Source organism: Streptomyces sp. CT34 (assembly GCF_000805335.1).
Lineage (GTDB): Bacteria > Actinomycetota > Actinomycetes > Streptomycetales > Streptomycetaceae > Streptomyces.
In genome coordinates, this window is record NZ_KN708638.1 from 7,611,219 (window position 1) to 7,625,384 (window position 14,166).

The 14,166-nt window shown below is 68.7% G+C and carries 6 protein-coding genes; 3 read left to right on the forward strand and 3 right to left on the reverse strand.

Features of this window, described 5'->3' with window-relative positions; translation table 11 throughout:
- Window positions 1-56: 56 nt before the first annotated feature.
- The 3 genes from RZ84_RS33070 to RZ84_RS33080 all read right to left on the reverse strand — a co-directional run bounded on the left by RZ84_RS33070 (window position 57) and on the right by RZ84_RS33080 (window position 4,306).
- Window positions 57-1,025: a serine/threonine-protein kinase gene (locus tag RZ84_RS33070; RefSeq protein WP_043268169.1), complete on the reverse strand. Its 969-nt coding sequence runs from the start codon at window positions 1,023-1,025 to the stop codon at window positions 57-59.
- The gene (locus tag RZ84_RS33075) at window positions 1,022-2,851 is read right to left on the reverse strand and encodes an ABC transporter ATP-binding protein (protein WP_241778115.1); all 1,830 of its coding nucleotides are present in this window, start codon (window positions 2,849-2,851) and stop codon (window positions 1,022-1,024) included. The genes RZ84_RS33070 and RZ84_RS33075 overlap by 4 nt, the downstream gene beginning before the upstream one ends.
- An 894-nt stretch (window positions 2,852-3,745) precedes the next feature.
- A complete protein-coding gene (locus RZ84_RS33080) occupies window positions 3,746-4,306 on the reverse strand; it encodes a cysteine hydrolase family protein (RefSeq protein ID WP_043268173.1) in 561 nt (186 codons plus the stop codon).
- Between the two features lie 1,322 nt (window positions 4,307-5,628).
- Here RZ84_RS33080 and RZ84_RS33085 point away from each other — a divergent pair.
- Genes RZ84_RS33085 through RZ84_RS33095 form a run of 3 tightly spaced genes read left to right on the forward strand, consistent with a single transcriptional unit; the run spans window position 5,629 to window position 14,161 of the window.
- Window positions 5,629-6,795, forward strand: a complete 1,167-nt coding sequence (locus RZ84_RS33085; RefSeq protein ID WP_052230342.1) for an SDR family oxidoreductase — start codon at window positions 5,629-5,631, stop codon at window positions 6,793-6,795.
- A gap of 19 nt (window positions 6,796-6,814) precedes the next feature.
- The gene (locus RZ84_RS33090) at window positions 6,815-8,353 is read left to right on the forward strand and encodes a PfaD family polyunsaturated fatty acid/polyketide biosynthesis protein (protein WP_241778116.1); all 1,539 of its coding nucleotides are present in this window, start codon (window positions 6,815-6,817) and stop codon (window positions 8,351-8,353) included.
- Between the two features lie 27 nt (window positions 8,354-8,380).
- A complete protein-coding gene (locus RZ84_RS33095; RefSeq protein WP_043268177.1) occupies window positions 8,381-14,161 on the forward strand; it encodes a type I polyketide synthase in 5,781 nt (1,926 codons plus the stop codon).
- Window positions 14,162-14,166 lie beyond the last annotated feature (5 nt).

Here is a 14,166-nt window from a genome sequence, read left to right on the forward strand (position 1 = left end):
TGCACCAACGGTGATGGGAAATCTACCGAACGTGTGTGGATGCGGTCGGTCGGTGTTCAGTCGGCCGCCGGTACCGCGCGCCGGCCTTGCGGCAGCAACTCGTCCAGCGCTGCCGCGAGTTGGGGGAGTGCCGGCCGGGCGTCCGGGTCGGGGGCCAGGCAGCTGTCGATCGCCTGGGTCAGGGGACGAGGCAGGTGCCGGCGGATGGCCACGGACGGGGCCCGTTCGTCGAGCTGCGGGTAGCGGTAGTTCTCGGCGTCCTGTTCCCCTTGTGACGCGCTGCCGGACTCGTCGTCGACCGCATCCCCGCCACCTCCGCTACCTCCGCTGTCTCCGCCATCTTCGCCGTCTCCGCGCACGTCGAAGGTCTTGCCGTCGTCGAAGGGGACCTCGCCGGTGGCGGCCTCGTACAGCGTGATGCCGATTCCCCAGACATCGGCCGCGGGGGTGAGCATCCCGCCGCGGGCCTGCTCGGGAGCGAGATAGCAGAAGGTGCCGATGCCTGGCGGGGCGGGGCCGGGTGGGCGGGCGATGCTCAGGTCGAGCACCTTCGCACGCCGGCAGCCGACCACGATGTTGGACGGCTTCAGGTCCAGGTGCAGCAGGCTCTTACCGTGCAGGTAGTGAAGCGCCGAGCACAGGTGCAGGCCGAGGAGGGCGAGGTCGTCGGCGGCCAGCCGACGCCGCCGACGGTCGATCAGGTGTGACAGCGTCTCCCCGGTGAGGGTCTCCAACACCACGTAGGGTTGCGGGGTTTCGCCCGTCTCGTAGCCTCGGACCAGGTGCGGGTGCGTGAATGCCTGGAGCCAGCGGCCCTCTCGCAGCAGCTGCTCACGCACTCTCCGCTCGCCCCGTCGGTCCGGGCGCAGCACCTTCACGACGCATCGGCACTCCCGCTCCTGACTCCAGGCGTCGTACAGGTCCAGCCAGCCGGTGCGGCACAGGTGCGCGAGAACTTCGTAGCGCGGGGCCACCGTCGTGCCGGCCGTCAGCGGCGGCGGTCCGAGGTCTCGGGTACGGCTCATGGCGGCACCTCGACCTTCGAGGCGCCGTCGGTCCCGTGCGGCCGGTAGAGCCGTGCGTACGCCGCGCTGCGGGCGAGCAACTGGTCGTGTGTGCCGCGGTCGGCGATACGGCCGTGTTCGAGAAGCACGATCCGGGTGGCATCGCGGACGGTGAGCAGGTTGTGGGAGATGAGGACCGTCGTGCGTCCGCTCATCAGCAGCCGCAGTGGTTGCAGGATGTGCCGGCCTGATTCCGCGTCCAGGCCGGTGGTCGGCTCGTCGAGGATGAGCACGGGCGCGTCGCGGATCATGGCGCGGGCGATGGCGAGCCGCTGCCGTTGTCCGCCGGAGAGCAGCCGGCCGCGCTGGCCCACCACCGTGTCGTAGCCTTCGGGAAGCCGGCTGATGAAGTCGTGTGCGTCCGCGGCGCGGGCCGCTGCGACGATCTCTTCGTCGCTCGCGCCGGGGCGGCCGTAGGCGATGTTGTCCCGCACCGTGCCGTGGAGGACCAGGGTCTCCTGGAGCAGCATGGCGACGTTGTCCCGGAGGTCGTCCAGGCGCAGGTCGCGCAGATCGCTCCCGTCGAGACGAACGGTTCCCCGGTCCGGGTCGTAGAAGCGCAGCAGCAGCTTGGCAGCGGTCGACTTCCCGGCACCGCTGGCCCCTACGAGCGCCAGCGTCTCGCCGGGTCCCACGCCGAACGAGACATCCGAAAGGGCCGGCCGCGTGGTCCCGGGGTAGCGGAAGGACACATCGCGGAACTCGATCTCACCGCGGGCACGGCCGAGTTCCCGCGGGGCCGCCGCCTGGACGATCTGGGGCCGCTGGTCGAGCAGTTCGATGATCCGCTCCGCTGCGGCGGACGCCGAGTAGAAGGTGTTGCTGAGACCGGAGATGCCGCGGATCGGGCCGTAGAGCCTGCTCAGCAGGGTGAGGAAGACCATCAGGCCGCCCAGAGTGAGGTGGCCTCGTGCCAGTTCCCAGGTGCCCAGGCCCATCACCAGTAGCGCGCCGGTCAGCTCGATGACGTCGACGACCGTGGTGTACACGGCACCCAGACGGGCGGAGACCATGGCGGCCCGGAACCTGCCGAGGTTCTCGCGCTCGAACCTGCCGTGCTCCCACCGTTGCCGGTTGTACGCCTGGACGAGGGCGATGTTGCCCAGAGCCTCTTCGGTGATCGCGCTGATCGAGCCGCTGCGGCGCCGCCGCTCCCGCGATGCGGCCTTCACCCGCCGGGAGAAGCGCCGGGCGGTGAACCAGAACAGGGGGGCGATGACGAGGGCGAGCAGCGTCAGGTCCCAGCGCAGGAAGAACAGCACGCCGAGGAAGATGCCCAGCCGGATGACCTGGGCGATCGCGTTCACGATCCCGGAGAGCAGGAACGTCTCGACCGCGTCCACGTCACCGGTCACCCGGGAGAGCACGTCGCCGAGCCGCCGCCGCTCGAAGAAACCGAGTGACAGCCCTTCGACGTGGCGGAACAGATCCGACCGCAGGGCCAGCAGGAACCGTTCGCCGACCCACGTGGAGGTCACGTCGTCGGCGAAGGCGAGCACTCCGGCGAAGAAGGTGAACCCCAGATAGGCGAGGGCGATCGGCACGAAGAGGTGCAGGTTGCGCGGGACCAGCATGTCGTCGATGACGATCTTGAAGAGCCAGATCTCGGCGGCGTCGACGACCGGCCCCAGCACCACGAAGGCCAGGATCACCACCAGCCAGCGTCGGCCACCGCGCGTGTACGGCCAGAAGCGCCGGAAGATGTCCCGCAGGGCCACCGGCGGCGCGGCCTCGACGATGCCCTCCGCTCCGACGGCCTCCACGGTGACGGACAGCAACCGCCGCACCGTCCGCGTCAGGCGACTCGCCGCGGAAGTACGCGTGGAAGCACGCGTCTTCTCCTTTCCCGCGCCGCCGCCCGGGGCGTCACCGTGGGAGGGAGCGTACGGCCGCGTGCCGCTCATGTCGCCTCACGGACTGGTGCGGCCGGGCAGCAAGCCCGGCCGCGCACAGACATCGACGAGTGCTCAGTACCTCCCTCCGAAGAACCTGTCTCCACGGTCCCGGTCGCGGTCATGATCGAAGTCACGGTCGCGGCGCCGACCTTCGCGGCGATCGCGGTCGTGGTCATGTCCGCCTGTGTCCCGGCGCCGGCCCGTCGAGCGGTCGCCATGGCGACGGCCCATCGCGGGTGTCAGGTTCGCGAAAACTCCCATGCTCGCCCCTTCCACACGTCCCCCAAACCATCCATCAATCACGTATACGGAACGCACCGCGAAACGGATTCACCGCGGCTCGGCGCCCCACTTCCTGCCCCGGTCCCAACGGCAGCGCGAAAGGCGCCCGACCGGCACAGGCCCGGGTCAGGCGCCTTTTCTCGTGCCCCTGGAAGAACCCGAGCTTCTTCGGCGAGTACGACACAGGAGGTTCTTGGTCTGCTGGTGGTACAGCGCTCGTGGGTGTGCTGAGCTGCTGAATCGGCGGACAGGGCTGCCGTCTGCGGGGTGCTGGTGGCGATCCCCCCGTGGTTCTCGGTGCCTGTGCGCGACGTCGCCCTCCGTGGCGGAACCACATGGCACAGGTTGTCGGAAGCGCTTCGGGGCTGAGCCTGGCGCCTGGTCCGGCCGGTGCCCGTCGACCACTGTCGTTCCGCGCCCACCAACACGCCGTCGGAGCCCGGAAGTTGGGAGCCAAACCCCTCCGGCGCTCGGACGCTCCCGGGGTGACCTGACAAGCAGCCGCTATTGAGGTGCGGTCGTCTTCAGCCAGCCATCGACGGTGAGGACATCCGCCCACTGTGGGAACAGTCGCTCGATGAGGACCCGGTGCACCTCTGGGTCGGTATCCAGACAGGCGTCGGAGAGGACGGTGAGGCCGAAGTCCAGGTCGTTCGCCTGGCACAGGGTGGACAGCACGACAGCGCTGGTGGCGATGCCGGTGAGCACGAGGCTGTCGATACCGCGTGCCCTGAGCACCACCTCGAGATCGCTGCCCGAGAACGCGCTCGCCCGTCTCTTGGTGACCACCACGTCGCCCGGCCGGGGGGCGACCTCGGGGTGGATCTCGGTGCCTGGGGCGCCCTCGACGTAGCGGCCGGCCCGTGCGATGGCAGCGAGAGCCCTGTTGCGCGTGCCGACTTCCGGGAAGCCGGGACGTAACGCGATGACCACGTAGATCACGGGGATGTTGGCCGCCCGGGCTCCGTCGATCGCCCTGCGCAGGCGTGGCAGGTATCCGGAGCCGTCGTCGGCGATGTCCACGATGGCTCGTTGGACGTCCATCACGAGAAGGGCACTGCTCATGTCGTCTCCAGGAACGAAGTCGGTTCGGCATATTGAAACGGGCCGGTTTCGCCATGTTCGGATACTGCGCGGCCTCGAGCACGGTGGTGGTGCGCCCATCGGGCAAGATGGGACGGGCACAGACGCTCAGCCGGCAGGTCGTGCGACACATGGTAACGACGCCGCCCGCACGGCCTGGTGGAGAGCCTGGCTACCTGCCCCTGAAAAGGGTTTGGGCGGGTGACGGGGTCCGAGCTGTTGCACGGCACCAGGCCCTCACCTCCTCCCACCCCGCCCCTGAACGTCCCCAGCAACGCGTGCACTTGGTTCGTGCCTCGTTGGAAGAGTGGTGGGACACCAAGGAGAAGAACAGGCGAACCGCAAAGATGGGGCGCCAACTGCACTGAGCGGCTCGCCAGTAGTCCCCACCCTGCTTCGTGGGGCGGGGACTACTCCATGCCGGCAGAAACTGATCGTCCGCACGCCGACCTCCTCTCCGCACCGATCACACCGTAGCGGGCACTCCTGCCATCGCAACTGCCTTGGCCTCATGGACCGACCGCGGGGCATCCGTGTCCCTGGCGTTGCCAGGTGGATTCGCGCGGACGGGTTGGTCGTTGGTCCGGATGCGCGGTCGACTGACGTGCAGTGGCCGCCCAAACGAGGATCAGGGTGTTGTGGGCCGGCCCATTGAAGGCCTTTTCGACGAGTCGCGTAGGCCCGTTGATCGACGGCTCAGGACCGACACGATGAGTTGCCGTGTCGTGTCCAAAGTCCACGAGACCGCCGTGACGGTCATTGAGGCCGCGACGCACAGTCCGATGCCGACAGCGGGGAGCAGGATACTCGCATCCTTTTGGTCGGTGCGTGCACGATCACTCATTGCATTCCTCAATTGCCACGGAGCCGGGGCGCCTTGACCCCGTTCACCCGCGTCGCACAATGGACGATGCCCCACCTCGGTACTGGATCCGAATACCCCAACCGGGTGAGGTCCGTAGTGAGTTCCGGGCTGAAGCGGGATCGGGTCCGAACTGTCGCCTGCTGACCACTGGGAGCGCTGCCACCCTGCGGTAAGTCCCGCGATGTGGGCGTGTTGGACCCGGCCGCTCGCACACGCAACGTAACTAGGCTCTCACGCATGGGGGTTGGAGTTCAACCCCACTTGACCGCAATCTACAACGGTGTGTAATCATCTCCTTACTCTTGGTAGTTGGGGTTGGGTCCGTGATGGAGGGCCAAGGGTTTCCCGGAACGGGCCGTGGCAGCCAGGTCCCTCCCAACCTCTGGCTGAAGCCGGGCGCAATGCCCCTGACTTCCCTCTGGGTTTGGAGGCATCGACAGTGCACGTCGCCCTCACTGGTGCCACCGGGTTTCTCGGTCTGCGGCTGGTCCGAGAGTTGCTTGAACGCCATGACTCATTGACTCTGCTGGCCCATGCCGGATCCGGTGGCGCGCTGCGGCGCATCACCCGGTTCTTCGAACTCACCGGCGCGCCCGCTGCGCTGATCACAGAACTGCCCAAGCGGCTACGTGTGGTGGAGACCGACCTCAGCCGGCCCCGGATCGGTCTGTCCTCGGCCGATTTCCAGAGGCTGGCCGATGAGCTCGACGTGATCTGGCACAGCGCGGGAAACATCAATCTCGACGATGACCTGGTGAAACTGCGCCGGGTCAACGTCGAGGGCACGCGGAACGTCCTGGCGCTCGCCGCTGCCGGCGGCCGAAAGCCGATGGTTCACCACATCAGCACCGCATTCGTGGCCGGCGCGCGCCGGGACGGTGTGGCGTACGAGGACGAGCTGGACGACGCGCTGGGCTTCGAGAACGCCTACGAGCGGTCCAAGTACGAGGCCGAAATCATGGTGCGTGAATGGTCGCGGACGCACGGCCGCCCGGTCGTGGTTTTGCGGCCGAGCATTCTGGTCAGCGATCTGCCACCGCATCCTGAACTGCCCGAGCACCCGTTGCAGTTCGTGGATCAGATCTTCCGGACCGTGCTGTGCCGGCTTGATATGGCGGGGGTGGGGATTGCCGAGGGACACCGGCCGGTGATGCGGATGACCGGATCTCCTCACGGTCACCTGAACTTGCTCCCGGTGGACCATGCGGCCTCGGTCATGGTCCGGCTGGCGAGCAGGCAGCCCTCCGGATGCGTGGACACCTACCACGTCGTACACGACCACGACGTACCGGTCCCGGTCATCGTGGCCCTGCTGGAGCGGCTCGCGCCCATGCGACTGGAGCTGGTCGAGCACCGGCCCTACGACCTGACTCCGCTGGAGGCCGCAGCGGATCTCTATCCGGGGTTCACGCCCTATCTCAGCCATCGTCGGCGCTTCGACGACACCCGCGTTCGGACGTTGCTCGGTGCGTCGTTGTCCGGGGTGCACGTGGACCTGGACTACCTGATCGCGGGTGTGGCGGCCGTGGAACAGCCGTGTCCGCGTGCGCCCTTCGGCCCTTCACACCTTGATGGAGATCCTCTTGTCCCTCTTGAAATGCGATGACGCCGTCGGCACGCCGCCGATGTTCACTGCGGAGGAGATCGCGGCCGGCGTCCGGCGAGTCCGGGAACACGCGCATATCGTGGCCGACACCGCAGGGGGCGGACTCGGGTTGGTACTGGGTCCCAGACCCGCAGGTGGGATCGTGGGCACGCTGCCGCCGCTGTATCCGGAGTGGCTGGGCGGCCGTACCTTCTGCGAGGCACACGGTGTCCGTTTCCCTTACGTCGCGGGGGAGATGGCCAACGGCATTGCCACGACCCGGATGGTCATGGCGATGGCCGGAGCCGAGATGCTCGGCTTCTTCGGTGCCGGCGGACTGGGACTGCCTCAGATCGAGAGCGCTGTACGGGAGTTGGTCACTGAGCTTACGGGCGTGTCGAACTGGGGGGTGAACCTCATCCATTCCCCGTCCGAGGCCGAGTTGGAGTACCGCGTCGCGAAACTGCTGCTCCACTACGGGGTCCCCTGCATCTCGGTATCAGCCTTCATGGAACTGACTCCGGCGGTCGTGTTGTGCTCGGCGTCGGGGCTGCGGCGGGATGGGGAGGGCCGGATCGTGCGCCGTCGACGGATTCTCGCCAAGATTTCTCGGCCGGAGACAGCGGAGAGGTTTCTTTCCCCGGCACCCCAGAGTCTGCTGCGGCGACTGGTGGAGCTGGGGGAACTCACTGCCGAAGAGGCGGAACTGGCCGCCAGGGTGCCGATGGCCGAGGACATCACGGTGGAGTCCGACAGCGGTGGACATACCGACAACCGACCGCTGGGGTCGCTGTTGCCACGGATTCTGCTGCTGCGGGACGAGCTCACCCGGCGCTTCGGCTACGCCCGGAAGGTCCGGATCGGTGCCGCGGGCGGACTGGGCACGCCGACGGGAGTGGCCGCCGCCTTCGCCTTGGGGGCGGACTACGTGGTGACCGGATCGGTGAACCAGGTCGCCACGGAGGCCGGTATCTCCGAGGAGGCCAAGGCGATGCTGGCCGAGGCCGACATCGCCGATGTGGTCATGGCGCCCGCGGCCGACATGTTCGAGATGGGCATCAAGCTCCAAGTTCTGCGCCGCGGCACCATGTTCGCGCCCCGGGCAGGCCAGCTCTATGAGGCATACCAGGTACATGCCTCGCTGGAAGAGCTTCCGACAGCGCTGCGCACCAAACTCGAACGCGAGGTGCTGCGGGCGCCGATCGAGGAAGTCTGGGCCGCTACCCGGCAGTTCTGGCAGCAGCGTGATCCGGCGGAACTGGCCCGGGCGGAAGCCGATCCCAAACATCGCATGGCGCTGGTCTTCCGCTGGTACCTCGGCAACTCCAACCGCTGGGCCATCAGCGGGGACAGCGCCCGGCGCACCGACTACCAGATCTGGTGTGGTCCGGCGATGGGCGCGTTCAACCGGTGGACCGCGGGCAGCTTCCTCGCCGAACCGACCAACCGTTCGGTGGTGCAGATCGCTCTCAACCTGCTCGAAGGCGCAGCCGTCGTCACCCGCGCACACCAGCTCCGCACCTACGGCCTGCCGATAACGGCCTCGGCGTTCCACTTCACCCCGCGCCGTCTCGCATGACCGCACCGATCGGCAAGGAAAAAGAGCATGACCGACGCCCAATCCAGGCAGGTCCCCATCGCCGTGATCGGTATCGGCGCCCTGCTTCCCGGTTCACCGGACGCCGGAGAGTTCTGGCGCACCGTGGTAGCCGGGCGTGACGTGATCACCGATGTCCCGGCGCGCCGCTGGCTCGTCGAGGACTACTACGACCCTGACCCCGCCGCAGCGGACAAGACCTACGCCCGGCGCGGCGCGTTCCTGCCCGAAATCGACTTCGATCCGCTGGCCTACGGCATCCCCCCGAACACGCTTCCTGCCACGGACTCCAGCCAACTGCTGGCGCTGTCCGTGGCCGAGCAGGTCCTCATCGACTGTGACGCGCTGTCCACTGTGGACCGCGGGCGGGTCGGTGTCATCCTCGGCGCGGCTGGGTTGGAACTCCTGATCCAGATGAACGCGCGGATCCAACGCCCGGTATGGCTCAAGGCCATGCGGGAAAACGGCATTCCGGAGGCGGAGGCTCAGGCCGTCTGTGACCGAATCACCGAGCACTACACGCCCTGGCAGGAGTCGACCTTCCCAGGGCTGCTCTCCAACGTCATCGCGGGGCGGATCGCCAACAGGTTCGACCTGCACGGCACCAATCACACCACTGACGCCGCATGCGCCAGCTCGTTCGCGGCGCTGACCGCGGCGGTCGGCGAACTCGCGCTCGGCCGGGCCGACCTGATGCTCAGCGGCGGTGTCGATACCGACAACCACATCGGCGTGTTCTTGTGCTTCTCCAAGACGCCCGCTCTGTCGGCCAGCGGTGACTGCCGTCCCTTCTCGGCCGCCGCCGACGGCACGATGCTCGGCGAGGGCCTGGCGATGTATGCGTTGAAGCGTCTGGCCGATGCCGAAAGGGACGGCGACCGCGTCTACGCGGTGATCCGTGGTATCGGTACTTCCTCGGACGGCAAGGGAACCGCGATCTACTCGCCGCTGTCCGAAGGCCAGGCACGTGCCCTGCGGCGAGCCTACGCCGAGGCGGGTTACGGCCCGGGGACCGTTGAGCTGGTTGAAGGGCACGGCACGGGTACCGGTGCGGGCGACTCCGCGGAGTTCGCTGCGCTGCGCCATGTCTACGGGGAGTCCGGCCGGGCAGGCCGGCAATGGTGCGCACTGGGATCGGTCAAGTCCCAGATCGGGCACACCAAATGCGCCGCGGGCGCCGCAGGGCTACTGAAGACCGTGCTGGCCCTGCATCACAAGGTGCTGCCGCCGACGATCAAGGTTGACCAGCCCCATCCCGCGATGAACATCGGTGACAGCGCGTTCTACCTGAACACCCGGCCGCGACCGTGGGTGCGTGCCGGCGACCATCCGCGCCGCGCCGCGGTCTCGAGTTTCGGTTTCGGCGGCAGCAATTTCCACGTCACCTTGGAGGAGTACACCGCCAGGGCTGCTGACCGCCTGCCTTGGCGTGTCCGCACCGCCCCTTCCGAGCTGGTGGTTCTCAGCGGCGCGTCATCGAAGGCCGTGCTCGAGCGAGACTTCGACGGCGGCCGCGCGCTGGCCGACATCGCACGGGAGAGCCAGGCGGCATTCCGGGCCGATGATCCGGTACGGCTCGCCGTCGTCGCCACCGACACCGCAGACCTGCAACAAAAGCTCACCCACGCCGCCGTGCAGATCCGGCGGCAGCCCGACATGGCCTTCTCCGCCCCGAGCGGGATCCACTACGCCACCGGTGCTCCCGCCACCGACCGGATCGCCTTCCTCTTTCCTGGCCAGGGCGCCCAGTACATCAACATGGGCGCCGATCTGGCGATGACGGCGCCCTCGGCCCAGGCCGCGTGGGACCGCCTGGGCAGCATCGAGTTCGATGGACAGCCACTGCACCGCGTGGTCTTCCCACCACCCGCTTTCAACGACGAAGAGCGGGACGGCCAGAACTCTTTGCTGCGGGCAACCGAGTGGGCGCAGCCCGCGCTGGCGGTGCACAGCCTCGCACTCCTGGCGGTCATGCGCGGCCTCGGCTTGGAGCCGGACTGCGTTGCAGGGCACAGCTTCGGTGAGCTGACGGCGCTGCACGCGGCGGGCGCACTGGATGCCGAGGCATTGGTAGCTGTGGCCCGCAGGCGTGGCGAGTTGATGCGTGAGGCCGCGCGGGTGCCCGGTGCGATGCTGGCCGTCACGGCGGAGCGGGCGAGAGTCGAGACAGCTGTCACCAGCAGCGGCGCCACCGACGTGTGGCTGGCCAACCACAATTCACCGAGCCAGTTCGTGTTGTCCGGCGCCGCTGACACGATCGAGAGGATCGAGCGTGAACTCGCCGCCGATGGCATCGGCGCACGCCGCCTCAACGCCGCGACCGCTTTCCACACGCCGCTCGTTGCTGCGGCGAGTGAGCCATTGTTCGAGTTCTTGGGCGACGCGGCGATCCGCGAGCCCCGACTTCCGGTCTACAGCAACGCAGACGCGTCGACCTACCCCGCACAACCCGCCGCAATCCGCCGCAGGATCGCCGAACACCTCGCCGCCCCCGTGATGTTCAGCGACGAGATCGAAGCCATGTACGCCGCCGGTGCGCGGACCTTCGTCGAGGTCGGCGCGGGCGCCGGCCTTACCGGGCTGGTCGGGCAGATCCTCGGCGAGCGCGAGCACCTGGCGGTGAGCCTGGACCATCCGAAGCGCAACGGGGCCACCGCCCTTCACGAGGCACTCGGCCGCCTTGCCGTGCGCGGCGTGCGACTTGACTACGAACAACTGTGGGAGCCCTACGCGCCCCCCGTGGCAGCAGCAAAGGAGCGTAAACCCGCGATGACCGTGCCACTCAGCGGCACCAACCACGGCCAGGTCTACCCGCCTGAGGGCGGGGCCGGCGCACTGCCCGCACCAAACCCGCCCCGCCAGGAAGCGGCGGCCGTCCCCGCCGAGCGGGCACCCGTCGCCTCGGACTCCGGCGCGCACCCCGTGGATGCGAACTGGTTCGCCATGATGGAGAGTGCGCAGCGGCACATGGCGGAGACGCACACCGCCTGCCAGCGCATGCTGACCGAGAGCCACATGGCCTTCCTGAGGACGACCGAGTCCACTTTCGCCGCGCTGCTGGGCGGCCAGGCCGCCACAGAGACGGTCACCACTCCGATGGTGCCGGCGCCGGCGTTGCCGGCCTTGGAGATGGTTGAAGCACCTCAGGCACCCCTCGTTTCGAGGACGCTACCCACGCCACCCGCCATGGCCGAACCCGATGCGCCTCCGCCCTCTGACACATCCGCACCGGTGACGACTCCGGACACCTTCGGGGAGTTGCTGTTGTCGGTGGTGGCCGAGCGGACGGGGTATCCGGCCGCGATGCTCAACCTGGACATGGCCCTTGAATCGGATCTCGGAGTGGATTCGATCAAGCGGGTGGAGATTCTGTCAGCGTTGCGAGAGCACGTGGGTGATCTGCCCACGGTTGACGTGGCCCAGCTGGGCAGACTCCGCACCCTGCGGGAGATCGCCGACGGATTCACCACAGGTACGGCCCCGACGCAGGACACCGTCGGCGCGGCAGCGCCCACTGCACAGCCACCGGAGCTGGAGGAGCAGACCGAGCTCACCCGGCTCGCGGTTCGTGCGGTCGACACGCCTGCACCCGGGCTGGCGATGGCGGGGCTCGGGGACGGACCGATCGTGGTGACCGAGGACGGCTCCGGCGTTGCCGAACTGGTCGTGGCAGGGCTTACGGAATACGGCATCAGTGCCGACGTGGTGACCAGCGTGCCCGCAGACGTACGGGGGGTGGTGTACCTCGGTGGGCTCGCCGAACTCGATTCGCCGGAACAGGCGTTGGCGCGCCAGCAGGAGGCGTTCCAGGTGGCGCGCTCGGTCGCGGCCCACTTCGCCGAGCACGGCGGGCTGTTGGTAACCGTACAGGACACCGGCGGTGACTTCGGCCTCCGCGGCAGCCGACCCGAACGGATCTGGCTCGGCGGTATCGCCGCACTGGCCAGGACGGCAGCCAGGGAATGGCCCGCAGCCTCGGTGAAGGCCATCGACTGCGAACGTGGGGAACGCCCAGCCGAAGCCGTCGCGGCGGCGATCGTCGGGGAACTGCTGGGCGGCGGGCCGGCCCTGGAGGTCGGCCTGCGCGCCGACGGCACCCGCAGCACGCTGGCAGCGGTCCCGGCGCCCGTGGCGTCCGGCCTAGCGGCAAAGATCGGGCCGGACTCGGTGATCGTCGCCACCGGCGGCGCACGCGGGGTGACCGCGACGGCCATGCTGGAGCTGGCACGCACCTGCAAACCCCGAATCGTGCTCCTCGGCCGCACCGAACTCGTCACCGAACCCGCCGGCCTGGCCGCCGCCGGCGATGAGGCCACGCTCACTCGTGCTCTCGCCGAGCGTTCCGGCGGCAGTGGCGTGCCCGCGGCGGTCGCCGCGGAGGCCCGGCGGATTCTTGCGGCACGGGAGGTCCGGGCCACGGTGGCGGCGCTGGAGGAAGCCGGTTCGTCCGTCAGGTACCTGCCGGTGGACGTCCGGGACAGCGGTGTGCTGTCGGCCGCGCTGGCCGGGGTGCGTAGGGAGTGGGGGCCGGTCACCGGGATCGTGCACGGTGCGGGGGTGCTGGCCGACAAGCTGATCGCCGACAAGACCGACGAGCAGTTCCGGGCTGTGCTGGGCACGAAGGTCGACGGTCTGCGCGCGCTGCTCGCGGCGACCGAGGCGGATCCACTGGACGTCATCGTCTTGTTCTCCTCGGTTGCCGCGGTCCGCGGCAACGCCGGGCAGAGCGACTACGCCATCGCCAACGAGGTCCTCAACCAGGCGGCCGCCGCCGAAAGGGCTCGGCGGCCCGGATGCCTGGTACGGGCCCTCGCTTGGGGGCCGTGGCACGGCGGTATGGTCACCCCTGCATTGGCCGAGCACTTCGACCGCTCTGGTGTCCCGCTCATCCCGGTCGGACTGGGCGCCACGGCCTTCACCGCCGAGTTGGCCGATCCTTCCACTGACACGCGAGTAATCATCGCGGCAGGGGAGGACCTCGACCCCATGAACGCGACCAGCGGACCGGACGCCGCGGAGGTGCGTCTGTCCTCCCGTAGCCACCCCTACCTGGTCGACCATCAGATCGCGGGAAACCCGGTGCTGCCGGTGGCGCTGGCACTGGACCTCTTCGCCAGAGCCGCCGCGGCCTGGCGGCCCCCCGTGGACCTTCCCGTGCTACGTGACCTCCGTGTGTTCCACAAGGTCGTTCTGCCGGACCTCAACGGCCGCGGCCACCGGCTGGCCCTGCGCAGCCGTCCCGAACTCACCGGTTCGCTCTCGGAGTTGGCGGCCGAGCTGCTCGACGCGGACGGCACGCCGCACTTTCGCGCCGTACTGGATTTCGGGGCACGCTCTCCGCAGCCGGCGGAGTGGAGCGTTCCGGGCGGTATGGCTCCGTTGCCCCGTGAAGAGATCTACGACGGCCGGGTGCTCTTCCACGGATCGGGGTTCCAGGCCATCCGCTCGGTGCGGGGAATCTCCGCTCATGGCGCCGAGGGTGAAGTGACCGGTCTACGTGAGCTCGGCTGGGAAGGAGACAACTGGCAACTCGACCCGGGTGCGTTGGACGGCGGGCTGCAACTGGCCGGGCTGTGGGCCGAGAGTGTGTTGGGGGAGGCCAACCTGCCCATGGCCGTCGCGGAGTGCCGGGTATACCGGCGCGGTCCGGTCCCGGCGCCTGCTCGGTGCGTGGTGCGAGCACGCAAGGTCCACGAGACCGGCGCGCGCTGTGATCTGGCGTTGCTCGACCAGGACGGGAAGCCCTGGATGGAACTGCTCGGGGTGGAGCTCGTCCGCCGCCCCGACTGAATTCA

What these genes read in the sequence shown, in the direction of transcription:
- RZ84_RS33070 (WP_043268169.1), bottom strand. Translation starts at nt 1,025, where the DNA reads ATGAGCCGTACCCGAGACCTCGGACCGCCGCCGCTGACGGCCGGCACG.
- RZ84_RS33080 (WP_043268173.1), bottom strand. Translation starts at nt 4,306, where the DNA reads ATGAGCAGTGCCCTTCTCGTGATGGACGTCCAACGAGCCATCGTGGAC.
- RZ84_RS33090 (WP_241778116.1), top strand. Translation starts at nt 6,815, where the DNA reads ATGTTCACTGCGGAGGAGATCGCGGCCGGCGTCCGGCGAGTCCGGGAA.
- RZ84_RS33095 (WP_043268177.1), top strand. Translation starts at nt 8,381, where the DNA reads ATGACCGACGCCCAATCCAGGCAGGTCCCCATCGCCGTGATCGGTATC.